Source organism: Streptomyces sp. NPDC048424 (assembly GCF_040651555.1).
In the GTDB taxonomy this organism is placed as follows: Bacteria; Actinomycetota; Actinomycetes; order Streptomycetales; family Streptomycetaceae; genus Streptomyces.
In genome coordinates, this window is the sequence record NZ_JBEZKE010000001.1 from 350447 (window position 1) to 365393 (window position 14947).

At 71.3% G+C, this 14947-nt stretch carries 17 protein-coding genes; 9 read left to right on the plus strand and 8 right to left on the minus strand.

The genetic code is table 11. The annotated features are described in order from the left end of the window. Window positions 1–76: 76 nt before the first annotated feature. The gene (locus tag AB0D29_RS01755; protein ID WP_362851665.1) at window positions 77–2368 is read right to left on the minus strand and encodes a transglycosylase domain-containing protein; all 2292 of its coding nucleotides are present in this window, start codon (window positions 2366–2368) and stop codon (window positions 77–79) included. A 385-nt stretch (window positions 2369–2753) separates the two neighbouring features. On the opposite strand from AB0D29_RS01755, the gene AB0D29_RS01760 reads away from it, so the two are divergent. After that, a complete protein-coding gene (locus tag AB0D29_RS01760) occupies window positions 2754–3104 on the plus strand; it encodes a WhiB family transcriptional regulator (RefSeq protein ID WP_030709359.1) in 351 nt (116 codons plus the stop codon). A 30-nt stretch (window positions 3105–3134) separates the two neighbouring features. Here AB0D29_RS01760 and AB0D29_RS01765 read toward each other — a convergent pair whose 3' ends face one another. Beyond that, window positions 3135–4502, minus strand: a complete 1368-nt coding sequence (locus AB0D29_RS01765) for an ArsA family ATPase (RefSeq protein ID WP_362851666.1) — start codon at window positions 4500–4502, stop codon at window positions 3135–3137. Beyond that, window positions 4499–5479, minus strand: coding sequence for an ArsA-related P-loop ATPase (locus AB0D29_RS01770; RefSeq protein WP_362851667.1), 981 nt, complete (start codon window positions 5477–5479; stop codon window positions 4499–4501). The genes AB0D29_RS01765 and AB0D29_RS01770 overlap by 4 nt, the downstream gene beginning before the upstream one ends. 100 nt (window positions 5480–5579) lie before the next feature. On the opposite strand from AB0D29_RS01770, the gene AB0D29_RS01775 reads away from it, so the two are divergent. From AB0D29_RS01775 to AB0D29_RS01795, 5 genes are all read left to right on the plus strand, one after another. Continuing rightward, window positions 5580–5741 carry a DUF4177 domain-containing protein gene (locus tag AB0D29_RS01775; RefSeq protein ID WP_007264966.1) on the plus strand — a complete coding sequence of 54 codons (162 nt, stop codon included), beginning with the start codon at window positions 5580–5582 and terminating at the stop codon, window positions 5739–5741. Then, window positions 5738–6211, plus strand: coding sequence for a RidA family protein (locus tag AB0D29_RS01780; protein WP_362851668.1), 474 nt, complete (start codon window positions 5738–5740; stop codon window positions 6209–6211). Before AB0D29_RS01775 ends, AB0D29_RS01780 begins: the two co-directional genes overlap by 4 nt. A 164-nt stretch (window positions 6212–6375) precedes the next feature. Beyond that, window positions 6376–7284, plus strand: a complete 909-nt coding sequence (locus AB0D29_RS01785; protein WP_362851669.1) for an NUDIX hydrolase — start codon at window positions 6376–6378, stop codon at window positions 7282–7284. After that, window positions 7281–8126: an MBL fold metallo-hydrolase gene (locus AB0D29_RS01790; RefSeq protein ID WP_362801086.1), complete on the plus strand. Its 846-nt coding sequence runs from the start codon at window positions 7281–7283 to the stop codon at window positions 8124–8126. Before AB0D29_RS01785 ends, AB0D29_RS01790 begins: the two co-directional genes overlap by 4 nt. After that, complete coding sequence (locus AB0D29_RS01795) at window positions 8123–8422, plus strand: hypothetical protein (RefSeq protein ID WP_362851670.1); 300 nt, start codon at window positions 8123–8125, stop codon at window positions 8420–8422. The genes AB0D29_RS01790 and AB0D29_RS01795 overlap by 4 nt, the downstream gene beginning before the upstream one ends. Here the strand turns inward: AB0D29_RS01795 and AB0D29_RS01800 are convergent. Both AB0D29_RS01800 and AB0D29_RS01805 read right to left on the minus strand, forming a co-directional pair. Continuing rightward, window positions 8419–9240, minus strand: a complete 822-nt coding sequence (locus tag AB0D29_RS01800) for a nucleotidyltransferase domain-containing protein (RefSeq protein ID WP_362851671.1) — start codon at window positions 9238–9240, stop codon at window positions 8419–8421. The genes AB0D29_RS01795 and AB0D29_RS01800 overlap by 4 nt on opposite strands. A 116-nt stretch (window positions 9241–9356) precedes the next feature. Beyond that, on the minus strand, window positions 9357–10031 hold the full coding sequence (locus AB0D29_RS01805) for a Crp/Fnr family transcriptional regulator (RefSeq protein ID WP_003981529.1): 675 nt from the start codon (window positions 10029–10031) through the stop codon (window positions 9357–9359). A gap of 276 nt (window positions 10032–10307) precedes the next feature. On the opposite strand from AB0D29_RS01805, the gene nth reads away from it, so the two are divergent. From nth to AB0D29_RS01820, 3 genes are all read left to right on the plus strand, one after another. Beyond that, on the plus strand, window positions 10308–11150 hold the full coding sequence (nth, locus tag AB0D29_RS01810; RefSeq protein WP_362851801.1) for an endonuclease III: 843 nt from the start codon (window positions 10308–10310) through the stop codon (window positions 11148–11150). 97 nt (window positions 11151–11247) lie between these two features. Further along, on the plus strand, window positions 11248–11970 hold the full coding sequence (locus tag AB0D29_RS01815; protein ID WP_362851672.1) for a CoA pyrophosphatase: 723 nt from the start codon (window positions 11248–11250) through the stop codon (window positions 11968–11970). A gap of 13 nt (window positions 11971–11983) precedes the next feature. Beyond that, window positions 11984–13186, plus strand: a complete 1203-nt coding sequence (locus AB0D29_RS01820) for a MarP family serine protease (protein ID WP_362851673.1) — start codon at window positions 11984–11986, stop codon at window positions 13184–13186. 21 nt (window positions 13187–13207) lie between these two features. On the opposite strand, the gene AB0D29_RS01825 is transcribed toward AB0D29_RS01820, so the two are convergent. The 3 genes from AB0D29_RS01825 to AB0D29_RS01835 all read right to left on the minus strand — a co-directional run bounded on the left by AB0D29_RS01825 (window position 13208) and on the right by AB0D29_RS01835 (window position 14935). Continuing rightward, window positions 13208–13381, minus strand: a complete 174-nt coding sequence (locus AB0D29_RS01825; protein ID WP_362851674.1) for a hypothetical protein — start codon at window positions 13379–13381, stop codon at window positions 13208–13210. Window positions 13382–13520: 139 nt separating this feature from the next. After that, window positions 13521–14480: an alpha/beta hydrolase gene (locus tag AB0D29_RS01830; RefSeq protein WP_351286374.1), complete on the minus strand. Its 960-nt coding sequence runs from the start codon at window positions 14478–14480 to the stop codon at window positions 13521–13523. After that, window positions 14477–14935 (minus strand): phage holin family protein, encoded by a 459-nt coding sequence (locus tag AB0D29_RS01835; RefSeq protein WP_362851675.1) that lies wholly within the window; start codon window positions 14933–14935, stop codon window positions 14477–14479. Before AB0D29_RS01835 ends, AB0D29_RS01830 begins: the two co-directional genes overlap by 4 nt. Window positions 14936–14947: the final 12 nt, after the last annotated feature.

The window sequence follows — 14947 nt, forward strand, 5'->3', positions numbered from 1 at the left end:
TAGCGCAGGGAAGCGGAATGAGGGAGGGCCCCAGCCGGAACCGGCTGGGGCCCTCCCTCATGTGGCGCGCCGACCGCTACTGGTCGTCGCGGCCGCCGATCACGGCGCCCGGGTCGATCGTGATCCCGGGGAACGGGGGCTGCTGCGGCTCGCCGCCCGTGGCCCCGCCCGTGGCGCCCCCGGTGGCTCCGGCGGTCTGACCGCCGGGCCGCCCGCCGGGCTTTCCGTCGCCGCCCGGCTTGCCGGGCCTGCTCGGGTTGGTGGTGGGCGGCTTGTTGCCGCGGGAGCCACCGGACGGAACGTTCGATTCCGGGATGCTGACCGTGACGAAGCGCAGGGCCTCGCGGCCGTCCAGCGCGCCCGTGACGGCGTCCTTCCAGATCGGGCCGGGCAGACCGCCGCCGAAGACCTTCAGGTAGGGCTTGCCACCGATCACGATGTTCTCCATCGTGATCTTCTTCGCCCCGCCGGAGCCGACCCACACCGCGCCGGAGATGTTCGGGGTGTAGCCCACGAACCAGGCGTTGTAGCGGTTGTCCGTCGTACCCGTCTTGCCCGCGCTGTCGCGGTCGGTCAGACCGGCCCGCTCACCGGTGCCGGAGTCGATCACTCCGCCCAGCAGGGTGTTGATGGTGTCGGCGGTCGACTCCGACATCGCCCGGTCGCACTTGCTCTTCGGCACCGAGAGGGCCTTGTTGTGCGCGTCGGTGATCGACTCGATGGCGACGGGGGTGCAGTAGACGCCGCGGTTGGCGAAGGTCGCGTACGCGTTGGCCATCGTCAGCGGGGACATCTCCTCCGAGCCGAGCGCGATGGCGGGGCCGTCCGCCAGCTTCGCCCCGCTCGCCGGGACCACACCGAGCTTCGCCGCCATCTCCGACACCGGGCACAGCCCGATCTCGGCGATCATGTCGACGAAGTAGGTGTTGATCGACTTCTCCATCGCCGTCCGCAGCGCGTAGGGGCCGATCTCGTCCTCGGTCTCGTTCTCCGCCGACTCCTTGTTGACGTTGACGTACTGGGACCCGTCGCAGCGGGGGATCCCGCTCGGGTAGTCCATCTTGTTCGGCGCCTGGTACACCTTCGTCGGCGGCAGGCCCCGCTCCAGCGCGGCGGCCGCGATGAACGGCTTGAAGGTCGAGCCGACCTGGAAGCCGAAGTTCGAGCCGCCCATCCGCTTGTCCACGGAGTAGTTGATCTGCGTCTCGTTCTTCCCGAAGCCGTACGGCTTGGACTGACCCATCGCCAGCACCCGGCCGGTGCCCGGCTGGACCATGGTGACCGCCGTGGCGATCGAGTCCTCCTGGTAGACGTGGTCCTTGATCGACTCGTTGGCCGAGTCCTGCGACTGCGGGTCCAGGGTCGTGCGCACGGTCAGGCCGCCCTGGTTCCAGACCTTCGCGCGCTCCTCGCGCGTCTTGCCGAAGACGGCGTCGGTCAGGAAGGTGTTGCGCACGTAGTCGCAGAAGAAGCCCGCGCCCTTGACCGCGGTGATGCAGCCGTTCTTCGGCCTGGTCACCTTCAGGGTGACCGGCTTCGCCTTCGCCGCGTCCGCCTCCGCCTGCGAGACGTCCTTGGTGTCGGCCATCCGCTGCAGGACGATGTTGCGGCGCTTGGTCGCCTCCTGGGTGTCGTTCACCGGGTCGTACCGGCTCGGCGACTGCACGACGCCCGCGAGCAGCGCGGACTCCTCCAGGGTCAGGTCCTTGGCCGGCTTGCTGAAGTAGCGCTGGGCCGCGGATTCGATTCCGTACGCCTGCTGGCCGAAGTACGTGATGTTGAGGTAGTTCTCGAGGATCTTCTTCTTCCCGAGTTCCTCCTCGACCTGGATCGCGTACTTCAGCTCGCGGATCTTGCGGCCGAGGCTCTTCTCCTGGGCCTCGCGCACCTTGGTCTCGTCGTCGCCGGCCTCTTCGACGAACACGTTCTTCACGTACTGCTGGGTGAGCGTGGAGGCGCCCTGCGCGGCGCCGCCCTCCTGCGCGTTGCGGTTGACCGCGCGCAGGATGCCCTTGAGGTCGACGGCCCCGTGTTCGTAGAAACGGGAGTCCTCGATCGCGACGATCGCCTTCTGCATGTACGGGGAGATCGCCGTGAGCGGGACCACTTGACGGTCGCGTGAATAGACGGTGGCGATCAAGCCACCCTCGGCGTCCAGAATCGTGGTCCGCTGGCTCAGCGGCGGAGTCTTGAGATTGGCCGGGATCTCATCGAATCCCTCGACCGTGCCCTTGGCCGCCAGCCCCAGGGCGCCTGCAGCCGGAATCGCCATGCCGGCCAGCACAACTCCGGAGAGAACGGACACCCCGAGGAACTTGGCGGCCTGCTGGCTCCCCGTGAGCCCGCCGCCCGAGCGCTTCTTTCCCATAGAGGGCAGCCTACGTTCTCATTCGCCGGACACACGCGAATGCCTTGGCCTAAGCTGTCCCCAACTGTCACAGCAGTGCGGTGCGACATCAACCCCTCGGCTTGATTTTCACCCTTCCCGAATGGGGTGGACGCATGTCCGAATCCCGCCCCTCAGCTGAAGCTCATCCGCCGATTCCACCCGAATTGCCGGAATGGTCGGGCATGTCGTCGGATCACTCCGTCGGGTGATCTGCCGCTTACCCATAGTCCGTTCGGACCATTCAAGATTGGGCCCGTCGGGGGTGTTGCACTGTGCTCGCCTTCCGTAACGTCCTCAACTGGCAGCGGTGAATATGCCGCTACCGCCGTGGGGGAGCCTCGATTCGGGAGAGGACGGCGCCGGGATGGGCTGGGTTACCGACTGGAGTGCGCAGGCAGCCTGCCGCACTACCGATCCGGATGAACTGTTCGTTCAAGGAGCGGCACAGAACAGGGCCAAGGCGGTGTGCACCGGATGTCCGGTGCGGACCGAATGCCTGGCCGATGCGCTCGACAATCGCGTCGAGTTCGGCGTGTGGGGCGGAATGACCGAGCGGGAACGACGTGCGCTGCTGCGCCGGCGTCCCACCGTCACCTCGTGGCGACGGCTGCTCGAAACCGCCCGTACGGAGTACGAGCGCAGCACGGGCATCCTCACCATGGATGCAGACGCGGAGATCGACGTTCCGTACGAGACATACGCGGCAGTCGGGTAGACCCCCGCGCACGCCACGACGTACGAACGCCTACGCTCCGGCCGGAACCCCGGCCGCGAGTCGCTCTCCGATGGCCCGAAGCCCGGCGAGGTCGTGCACATCGCCGGGCAGGGCGGCCACTTCGGCCACCGCCACCTCGGGGTGCAGTGAGGTGAAGCGATCGCGTGTGCGCTGTTCACGCGCGATCACCTGCATCCGTTCGGCATGCAGGCGCAGCAGTCCTGCCGTGATCCGGTCGACGACCGCGGTATCGCCTTCGGTGCCGGGGGAGCCTGTCTCGGGAGGGTTCGCGGTCTGTGCCGTGTCTGCCGTCGGTGCGGTTGCCGTTGGTGTGGACGCCGTCCGTGGGGTCGTCGTCCGTGTGGTCCCGGCCGCCTCGGTCGGTCCCGCGGCCGTGTCACGAAGTCCAGCTTTCCCGGACTCCTGATCGACAATGCCGCCTTCTTCAAGATTCTCTGCGGCGGCCAACGCCCGTTCGGCGGACAGCTGGTCGGCGCCGCTGCCGTGCACCCGGTTCAGCACCAGCCCGGCCAACGGCATGCTCTCCGCGGCCAGCCGCTCCACGAAGTACGCCGCCTCGCGCAGGGCGTCCGGTTCGGGCGCCGCGACCACGAGGAAGGCCGTACCGGGCGCCTGGAGCAGCCGGAAGGTCGCGTCGGCGCGCGTGCGGAAGCCGCCGAACATCGTGTCCATCGCGGCCACGAAGGTCTGCACGTCCTTCAGCAGCGAGGCCCCCATCAGCTTGCTGAGGGTGCCGGTCATCATCGACATGCCGACATTGAGGAACTTCATCCCCGCCCGGCCGCCCACCTTCGCCGGGGCCATCAGCACCCGGATGAACTTCCCGTCCAGGAAGGACCCGAGGCGCTTGGGCGCGTCCAGGAAGTCCAGCGCGGACCGGCTCGGCGGGGTGTCGACGATGATCAGGTCCCAGTCGTCCCGGGCCCGCAGTTGGCCCAGCTTCTCCATCGCCATGTACTCCTGCGTGCCCGCGAAGCCGGCCGACAGGGACTGGTAGAAGGGGTTGGCGAGGATGGCCCGGGCCCGCTCGCCGTCCGCGTGCGCCTCGACGATCTCGTCGAAGGTCCGCTTCATGTCCAGCATCATCGCGTGCAGTTCGCCGCCGTCGGCGCCCACGCCCGCCACCTTGCGCGGGGTGTTGTCCAGCGAGTCGATCCCCATCGACTGCGCGAGCCGGCGCGCGGGGTCGATGGTGAGCACGACCGCCTTCCGCCCGCGCCCGGCCGCCCGTACGCCGAGCGCCGCGGCCGTGGTGGTCTTGCCGACCCCGCCCGCCCCGCAGCACACGACGATCCGGGTCTCCGGGTCGTCCAGCAGCCGGTCGACCGCCAGCCGCGGCGGAGTGTCCAGCCCCACGGTGTCCACCCCCTCGCTCATTCGGCCACCGTCTGCTTCCGCAGTTCCTTGGCCAGCTCGTACAACCCGGCCAGATCCACCCCCGCGCCGAGCAGGGGGAGTTCGTACGTCGGCAGGTCCAGGTCCGTCAGTACGGTGCGCTGCGCGCGCTCCAGCTCCACCCGGCTCGCGTGCTCGGCGGCCTGCGTGAGCAGCGGGTCCACCAGCCGCTCGGCCAGCCCGCCGCGGCGCGCGCCGCCGAGGCCCGCCCGGGACAGCGCCCTGGCCACCTCGGCGCGGTGGTCGCCGGCCGCGGTGCGCAGGGTGTCCTCGTCCAGGTGATGCGGCCGCACCATGTTGACGACGACGCGGCCGACGGGCAGCCCGGCCTGCCGCAGTTCCTCGATGCCGTCGGCGGTCTCCTGGACGGGCATCTCCTCCAGGAGGGTGACCAGGTGGACGGCCGTCTCGGGGGACTTGAGCACCTTCATGACGGCCTGCGCCTGGTTGTGGATCGGCCCGAACCGGGCCAGGCCCGCCACCTCGTCGTTCACGTTCAGGAACCGGGTGATCCGCCCGGTCGGCGGCGCGTCCATGATCACGTGGTCGTAGACGTACCGGCCGGCCTTGTCCTTGCGCCGCACCGCCTCGCACGCCTTGCCGGTCAGCAGGACGTCGCGCAGTCCGGGGGCGATGGTCGTGGCGAAGTCGATGGCGCCGAGCTTCTTCAGCGCGCGGCCGGCCGAGCCGAGTTTGTAGAACATCTGGAGGTAGTCCAGAAGCGCCCGTTCGGCGTCGATGGCGAGCGCGAAGACCTCGCCCCCGCCGGGCGCGACGGCGATCTTCCGTTCCTCGTACGGGAGCGCCTCGGCACCGAAGAGCTGCGCGAGCCCCTGCCTGCCCTCGACCTCCACCAGAAGAGTCCGCTTGCCCTCGCGTGCGAGGGCAAGCGCGAGTGCCGCGGCGACCGTGGTCTTGCCGGTGCCGCCCTTGCCGCTGACCACCTGGAGCCTGCTCACAGCGTCCGAGCCTAACCACTCGCCTCCCGGAACACGCATGAGCCTCCCCCGGACCCGGCCCTGGGGGAGGCGCGGCACCGCAGGCACTACCCTCGCTCCCATGACCAAGAAGTTCGAATATGCGACGGTCCCGCTGCTGGTTCACGCCACCAAGCAGATCCTGGACACCTGGGGCGAGGACGGCTGGGAGCTCGTCCAGGTCGTGCCCGGCCCGAACAACCCCGAGCAGCTCGTGGCCTACCTGAAGCGGGAGAAGGCATGAGCGGCGTTGTCGACGCGAAGCTGGCCGAGCTCGGCCTGACCCTGCCCGAGGTCGTCCCGCCGCTGGCCACGTACCAGCCGGCCGTGCGCTCCGGCGCGTACGTCTACACCGCGGGCCAGCTCCCGATGGTGAAGGGCAACCTGCCGGTCACCGGCAAGGTCGGCGCGGAGGTCTCGGCGGAGCAGGCCAAGGAGCTGGCCGCCACGTGCGCGCTGAACGCCCTGGCCGCCGTCAAGTCGGTCGTCGGCGACCTCGACAAGATCGCGCGTGTCGTGAAGGTCGTCGGCTTCATCGCCTCGGCCCCCGACTTCACGGGCCAGCCGGGCGTGCTGAACGGCGCGAGCGAGCTCCTGGGCGCCGTCCTCGGCGACAAGGGCGTCCACGCCCGCAGCGCGGTCGGCGTGGCGGTCCTGCCGCTGGACGCCCCGGTCGAGATCGAGATCCAGGTCGAACTGGTCGCGGGAGCCTGACCCGTTTTCGGAGGGGCCGGATTGCCGCAGGGCGATTTCGGCCCCTCCGGCGTTCGAGGCGTGGGCCTGCGGCGAAGCCACAGGACGCCGGGCCGCGGGCCCGGACGCGGCGTCGGCGACGGGTGACCCTCGAACATCGGGCCGGATGGCCGTAGCATCCGGCCATGCCGAATGGTCAGCATGGTCAGCAGCAGCCTCCCGCCGGAGGCCAGTGGTACCCGCCGGAGTGGCCCGACCGCATCCGCGCGCTCGCGGACGGTTCCCTCACCCCGGTGCCACCACGCCGCGCCGCCACCGTCATGCTCCTGCGCGACACCCCCGCCGGTCCCGCCGTGCACATGCTGCGCAGACGGGCCTCCATGGCCTTCGCCGGGGGCGCGTACGCCTATCCGGGCGGTGGGGTCGACCCCCGCGACGAGGAGCACCAGGTGGGCTGGGCGGGGCCCTCGCAGCAGGACTGGGCGGACCGGCTCGGAACGGACGTCCTGACCGCCCAGGCCATCGTGTGCGGCGCCGTACGGGAGACCTTCGAGGAGGCGGGCGTCCTGCTCGCCGGGGAGAGCGCGGACACCGTCGTCGGTGACACCACCGGTGACGACTGGGAGGCCGACCGGCAGGCCCTGGTCGCCCGTGAGCTGTCCTTCGCGGACTTCCTCGACCGCCGCGGCCTGCGGCTGCGCTCCGACCTGCTCGGGGCGTGGGCGCGCTGGATCACCCCGGAGTTCGAGCCGCGCCGCTACGACACCTGGTTCTTCGTCGCCGCCCTCCCCGAGGGCCAGCGCACCCGCAACGCCTCCACCGAGGCCGACCGGACCGTCTGGATCCGCCCGGCCGACGCGGCCGCCGGCTACGACAAGGGCGAGCTGCTGATGATGCCGCCCACCATCTCCACCCTGCGCTCCCTGGAGCCGTACGGGAGCGCCGCCGACGCGCTCACCGGGGCGGCCGCCCAGGACCTCACCCCGGTCCTGGCCGAGGCCGTGCTGGAGGACGGCGAGGTGGTGCTCAGCTGGCCGGGCCACGACGAGTTCACCAAGCGGGTCCGCCTCGGCCGTCCGGGAGGCACCGCATGAGCGACGCCGTGGCACTGCCAGGACACCCCCGCGGGGTCGTCACCTCCGGGCCGGCCACGGCCCGCGCGGTGAACGTCCTGGCCCCCAACGCCTCCGCGATGACCCTGGACGGCACCAACACCTGGCTCGTGTCCGAGCCCGGCTCCGACCTCGCCGTCGTCATCGATCCCGGCCCGCTGGACGAGGCACACCTGCGGGCGGTCATCGCCACCGCCGAACAGGCCGGCAAGCGGATCGCGCTCACCCTGCTCACCCACGGCCATCCCGACCACGCCGAGGGCGCGGGGCGTTTCGCCGAGCTCACCCGTACCAAGGTCCGCGCCCTGGACCCGGCCCTGCGGCTCGGCGACGAGGGCCTGGCCGCCGGGGACGTGATCCGCACCGGCGGGCTGGAGCTGCGGGTGGTCCCGACCCCGGGCCACACCAGCGACTCGCTCTGCTTCCACCTGCCCGCCGACCGGGCCGTGCTGACCGGCGACACCATCCTCGGCCGCGGCACCACCGTCGTCGCCCACCCCGACGGCCGGCTCGGCGACTACCTGGACTCCCTGCGGCGTCTGCGCTCGCTGACCGTGGACGACGGGGTGCACACCGTCCTTCCGGGGCACGGGCCGGTCCTGGAGGACGCGCAGGGGGCCGTCGAGTACTACCTGGCCCACCGCGCGCACCGGCTCGCCCAGGTCGAGACCGCCGTCGAGAACGGCTTCGTGACCCCCGAGGCGGTCGTGGCCCAGGTCTACGCGGACGTGGACCGCTCCCTGTGGCCGGCGGCGGAATGGTCCGTCCGGGCGCAGCTCGAGTACCTTCAAGATCACGGACTGATCCCGGGAGGGCCCGAATGAACACCGTGTTCCTGCTCGTCATGCTGATAGGCACAGCCGGATGGATCACGTCGACGGTGTCGCTGCGCGTGAAGAGCCTCCAGCTGCAGGCGGACCGGACGGAGCGCCGCATGGCCCTCTTGCTGGACCACTTCGGCATCGAGGAGCCGGAGCCGGCCGGCATGGACGAGGTGCGCGCCCTGCTCGGGGAGGACCGGCAGATCTCGGCGATCAAGGCCTACCGCCGGATCACCGGCGCGGGCCTGGCCGAGGCCAAGCTGGCCGTCGAGGCCCTGGCCGAAGCCCGGAAGTCCTAGGTCCTTCCCCCGCCGGCCACCCGCGGGGTCTTCGTGCCGTGCCGGGCCGTGTACTCGTCCGCGAGCCAGGGCCCGAGGTCCTCGACGTACGCGCGCAGCACGGCCGGGTCGGCCACCGGGTCGAGTGCCGCGGCGGCCGCGGCGCGCATCTGGTCCGCGCGCTGCGGGTAGTAGCCGCCGAACACCTCCGCGGACTCGGTGAGGTCGCTGGTCCAGCCGCCCCACCGGGGCATGACCAGCGTGAAGCCGGTGCGCACCAGGTGCCGTGAGAAGAGCCGGCACAGCCTCCGGTGCTCGTCCGGGGTCGACGCCTCCCGCAGCCGCCGGCGCCACCGGGGCAGTACGTCGGCCAGGTCGCCGTTGGTCTCGCGCGCGAGCAGGCTGTCCGGACGGTAGCGCGGCAGGTGCTCGGCCAGGTCCGCGCCGAGCAGCGGCGTGCACAGGCAGGCGAGGAACCAGCCCAGGTCGAATCGTTCCGCCTCGCTCAGCAGGGTGTCCTTGCCGTACAGCAGGATGCCGACGCCGTCGACCTCCGGGAAGTCCTCGTCGAGCCCGCGCGCCAGCACCTCGGCGGCGTCGCGGTCCTCGCCGGCGGGCTCGTGGTGCAGGGCCAGCAGGAGGTCGAGGTCGGAGCGCCCGGGCCGGGCCGTCCCGCGCGGCACGGACCCGTACAGGTACGCGCTGTGCAGCCGCCGCCCGTACGCGTCGCGGATCCGCCCCCGGGCGGCCGCGACGACGGCCGCGAACGCGCCCGGGACCTGCCCGAGGGAGCCCTCGCGCTCGAAGCAGCCGTCCGTGTCCAGCCCTCTGTGCTCCATGCCTCCACTGTGCCTCGTAAGGCCCGGCCGGTGTTCGAGGCGCGGGGGGTTGTCCTGGACATGCGAAAGGGCCCCGCCCCATCGGGCAGGACCCCTCCGAACAGCCGGGACCGGCGTCAGCGCGAGCGCTTCGCCAGGCGCTCCACGTCGAGCAGGATCACCGCGCGCGCCTCCAGGCGGAGCCAGCCGCGGCCCGCGAAGTCGGCCAGGGCCTTGTTCACGGTCTCGCGGGAAGCGCCGACGAGCTGCGCGAGCTCCTCCTGCGTGAGGTCGTGCACCACGTGGATGCCCTCCTCCGACTGCACGCCGAAGCGGCGCGACAGGTCGAGGAGCGCCCGCGCCACACGGCCGGGAACGTCGGAGAAGACCAGGTCGGACATCTGGTCGTTGGTCTTGCGCAGGCGCCGGGCGACGGCGCGCAGCAGCGCGGTCGCGACCTCGGGCCGGGCGTTGAGCCAGGGCTGGAGGTCGCCGTGGCCGAGGCCGAGCAGCTTGACCTCGGTCAGGGCGGTGGCGGTGGCGGTGCGCGGGCCGGGGTCGAAGAGCGACAGCTCACCGATCAGCTCGCCGGGGCCGAGGACGGCCAGCATGTTCTCGCGGCCGTCGGGGGAGGTGCGGTGCAGCTTCACCTTGCCCTCGGTCACCACGTACAGCCGGTCGCCGGGGTCGCCCTCGTGGAACAGGGCGTCACCGCGTGCGAGGGTCACCTCGCCCATGGAGGCGCGGAGCTCCGCGGCCTGCTCGTCATCGAGCGCCGCGAAGAGCGGGGCGCGCCGCAGAACGTCGTCCACGAGTCTCTCTCCTATGTCGACCAGCTCACGGGGACCGTGCTCCCCATTTTGCCGGACGGCTCAAACAGTGCGATCAATCACAAGGATGCCGGACGGACGGCCGTGCTGTGCGGCGAGAGGCCAATCGGAGTGGTGTTACCTGAGGTCCGGGCGGGTGTCAGCGGCCGGCCTTAGGCTGGCCGGGTGTCCAATAAGCCGGTGAGAGCACAGGCCAAGGGGTCCGCAGGAGTGACGGCGCCCCGAAATTCAGCCGTGGGCGAACAAGCCCCCAAGGCGGTGTCCGGGAGGGGGGAAGCCACCCCCCAGGGCAAAGTTTCGGCCAAGAAACCCAAGCCGGCCAAGCCGGAATCGCGCCTGGCCATGGTGCGCAGGGCGCGGCGCATCAACCGCGAGCTGGCCGAGATCTATCCGTACGCCCATCCGGAACTCGACTTCCGCAATCCCTTCGAGCTGCTCGTCGCGACGGTGCTCTCCGCGCAGACGACCGACCTGCGGGTGAACCAGACGACCCCGGCCCTCTTCGCCGCCTACCCGACCCCCGAGGACATGGCCGCGGCCGCTCCCGAGCACCTGGAGGAGCTGATCCGGCCGACCGGGTTCTTCCGGATGAAGGCCAAGTCCCTGCTCGGCCTCTCGCAGGCCCTGCGGGACAACTTCGGCGGGGAGGTGCCGGGCCGGCTCGAGGACCTGGTGACCCTGCCCGGAGTGGGCCGCAAGACCGCGAACGTGGTCCTCGGCAATGCGTTCGGCGTCCCCGGGATCACCGTCGACACCCACTTCGGCCGGCTCGTGCGCCGGTGGAAGTGGACCGATCAGCAGGACCCGGAGAAGGTCGAGGCGGAGATCTGCGCGATCTTCCCGAAGAGCGAGTGGACGATGCTCTCGCACCGCGTCGTCTTCCACGGCCGCCGGATCTGCCACTCGCAGCGGCCGGCCTGCGGGGCCTGCCCGATCGCCCCGCTCTGCCCGGCGTACGGGGAGGGCGAGACGGACCCGGAGAAGGCGCGGAAGCTGCTCAAGTACGAGAAGGGCGGTCAGCCGGGCCAGCGGCTGACCCCGCCCCCGGACTACCCGGGCCTCCCCGCGCTGCCGCTGGGGGGCGCTCCGGCGCCGTCCTGAGCGCTCCGGACGGCCCCCGCAGTGGCGCCGCACCTGAGGAACCAATCGGTACCCGCACCGCGTTTGGCGGTGTGGGAGATCACGGACGGGGATGCCTATGACGCGCGGTAGCGGTACACGGGACGAGACGGCGGCGGGAGCCCGCGAGGGCGACGGCATCGCGCTCAGCACGCAGGGCCTGCCCGCCTGGCTCGACCCCGTCGTCGAGGCCGCCCGGACCGTGCAGCCGCGGCAGCTGAGCCGGTTCCTGCCGCCCGAGGACGGCCGCGGGCGGCAGTCCGCCGTGCTCGTCCTCTTCGGGGAGGGCCCCCGCGGCCCCGAGCTGCTCCTCATGGAGCGCGCCGGCACCCTGCGTTCGCACGCGGGGCAGCCGTCCTTCCCCGGTGGCGCGTTGGATCCGGAGGACGGCGATCCGCACACCACCGGCCCGCTGCGCGCCGCGCTGCGCGAGGCCGAGGAGGAAACCGGACTTGATCCTTCCGGTGTCCAGCTCTTCGGGGTGCTGCCCCGGCTCTACATCCCGGTCAGCGAGTTCGTGGTGACCCCCGTCCTCGGCTGGTGGCGCACCCCCAGCCCGGTCGGCGCCGTGGACCCGGCCGAGACGGCCCGGGTCTTCACGGTTCCCGTGGCCGATCTCACGGATCCCGATCACCGGGTCATGGCCGTCCACCCGGCCGGCCACCAGGGGCCGGGATTCACCGTCGAATCGGCTCTGGTCTGGGGTTTCACCGCCGGGGTGATCGACCGGATCCTGCACTTCGCGGGCTGGGAGCGCCCCTGGGACCGCACGCGCCAGGTCCCGCTCGACTGGCGCGCATGAGACGGTGGCCCACGTGAACGTGCTGGACATCCTGTTGTTGCTCGCCGCCGTGTGGTTCGCGATCGTCGGCTACCGCCAGGGGTTCGTCGTCGGCATCCTGTCGGTGATCGGATTCCTCGGCGGTGGCCTCATCGCCGTGTCCCTCATCCCGCTGATCTGGGACCGGGTGACGGACAACGGCACCCAGGTGTCCACCACCGTGGTCGTCATCGCCGTCGTCGTGATCATCGTCTGCGCCTCGATCGGCCAGGCCCTGACCACCCACCTCGGCAACCGCGTCCGCCGCCAGATCACCTGGTCACCGGCGCGCGCCCTCGACGCGACCGGCGGCGCCCTGGTCAACGTGGTCGCGATGCTGCTGGTGGCCTGGCTGATCGGCCTGCTGCTCGCCGGGACCTCGCTGCCCACCCTGGGCAAGGAGGTCCGCAACTCCAAGGTGCTCCTCGGCGTGTCGCGGGTGCTGCCCGACCAGGCGAACACCTGGTTCATGGACTTCAGCTCCACCCTCGCGCGCAACGGCTTCCCGCAGGTGTTCACCCCGTTCTCCAACGAGCCGATCACCGAGGTCAAAGCGCCCGACCCGGCGCTCGCGATCAGCCCGGTCGCCGAGCAGGCCAAGCGCTCGATCGTGAAGGTCGTCGGCACCGCGCCCAGCTGCAGCAAGGTGCTGGAGGGCACGGGCTTCGTCTTCGCGCCCGGCAAGGTGATGACCAACGCGCACGTCGTCGGCGGGGTCGGCGAGCCGACCGTGCAGGTCGGCGGCGAGGGCAAGCTCTACGACGGCAAGGTCGTGCTCTACGACTGGGAGCGCGACATCGCCGTACTGGACGTGCCCAAGCTGAAGGCGCCGGCGCTGGAGTTCACCGACAAGGACGCGACGAGCGGCGTCGACGCGATCGTCGCCGGCTTCCCGGAGAACGGCGCGTACGACGTCCGCGCCGCCCGCGTCCGCGGCCGGATCAATGCCAACGGACCGGACATCTACCACCGCGGTACTGTCCGACGGGACGTCTACTCCCTGTTCGCGACCGTCCGGCAGGGCAACTCCGGCGGCCCGCTGCTGACGCCCGAGGGCAAGGTGTACGGGGTCGTCTTCGCGAAGTCCCTCGACGACCCGAACACCGGCTACGCGCTGACGGTGGACGAGATCCGCGACGACATCCAGAACGGCAAGGTCGCCGGCCAGCGGGTCAACAGCCAGGGCTGCGCCCTCTGAGCAGCCGCGCCCGCCGGGGCCCTACGTCCGTGGATGGCGCAGGCGCGCCGAGACCCAGCGGGCCCGGCGGCGCAGGATGCGCGGAATCCCGAGGCGGAGGTCGTGGCCGTGCCGGCCGGCCCTCTCGTGGGTGCCCGGCGTAGCTGCCGAGCGGCTTTCGTGCGCGGTGTCACCGTAGTCGTGCGTCCAGCTCATACTCCGAGCTGTGCCCGGGCCCCAAGGTCGGTAATCCCGTCAGGGGCGGCCAATTGGCCTATGCGCCGGGCAATTGAATGCTCGTAAGACGAGCGTATGAGCGAACTGCCCGACTTTCACAGGGTGGTCGGGGGCCGGCTCAGCGGTCCGGTTCGGGATCCTTGAGCCAGTTCACCAGCTCCGTGGAGAAGGCCACGGGGTCCTCCTCGTGCGGGAAGTGCCCGAGCCCGTCGAACAGCCGCCACCGGTACGGGGCTTCGACGTACTCCCCGGATCCCGCCGCGCTCCGCGTCCGCATCACCGGGTCGAGCGAGCCGTGCAGGTGCAGCGTCGGAACCCGCACCGGCCGCTTCATCCGCCGGTTGAACTGCAGCCCGTCGGGCCGCGCCATGGACCGCATCATCCAGCGGTACGGCTCGATCGAGCAGTGCGCGGTGGACGGGATGCACATGGCCCGCCGGTACACGGCGAGGTCTTCCTCCTCGGGCGGCCGCGGCCCCGACCAGTCCCGGATCAGGTCCCCCACGAGGGCCCCGCCGTCGGCGACGAGCTGACGCTCCGGCACGAACGGCCGCTGGAAGCCCCAGATGTGCGAACTGGCCCGCGTCTGCCCGAAGTCCGACAGCATCGCCGAGCGCCAGCGGCGCGGGTGCGGCATGGAGGAGACGACGAGCCGGCGCACCAGCTTGGGCCGCATCACCGCCGCCGTCCACGCGAGGTACCCGCCCAGGTCGTGCCCGACGAGTGCGGCGTCCGGCTCGCCGAGGGACCGTACGACCCCGGTGATGTCGAGGGCCAGATTGGCCGGGTCGTAGCCGCGCGGGGTGCGGTCGCTGCCGCCCACCCCGCGCAGGTCCATCGCGACCGCCCGGTACCCGGCGTCGGCGAGCGCGGTCAGCTGGTGCCGCCAGGTCCACCAGAACTGCGGGAAGCCGTGGAGCAGCAGCACGAGCGGCCCGTCACCGAGCTCGGCGACGTGGAAGCGGGCGCCGTTGGCGGCGACGTCCCGGTGCGTCACCGCCTGCCCGCCGGGGAGGTCGAGCCGTACCGCCGTGGCAGCCGTGGGGGGAACGCTGGAGTCCGGCGTGGGCGCTGTCATGAGGACGAGCGTGCCACACCCACAGCCTGGTCACTCACCGGCCGCGGGTGCGGCTTGACGGTCCCGACGAGCGCGGCGGTCTGCTTGACGGAGGCGATGGACTTCTCCGGCGGCTTGATCTTCTTGAACTTCCGCACCGCGATCAGCACGAGCACACCCGCGATGAGCAGGAACGCACTGCCGACGATGAGGAAGGACCAGGCGAGCCCGAGCCCGAGGTTGTGGATCCCGTAGGCCGCGGCGAAGGTCAGCACCGGAAGCGAGAAGACCGCCAACACACCTGCGCCGGCGAGGGAGGCGGAGCCGCTGCCCACACGCTTGACGTCCTCGCGGATCTCCGCCTTCGCGAGGGCGATCTCGTCGTGAACCAGGGCGGACATCTCGGCGGTGGCCGAGGCGACCAGCTGGCCGAGTGTGCGCTCGGCTCCCTGCGCCTCTTGGTCCACTGCGCTCATCGCTCTCTCCCT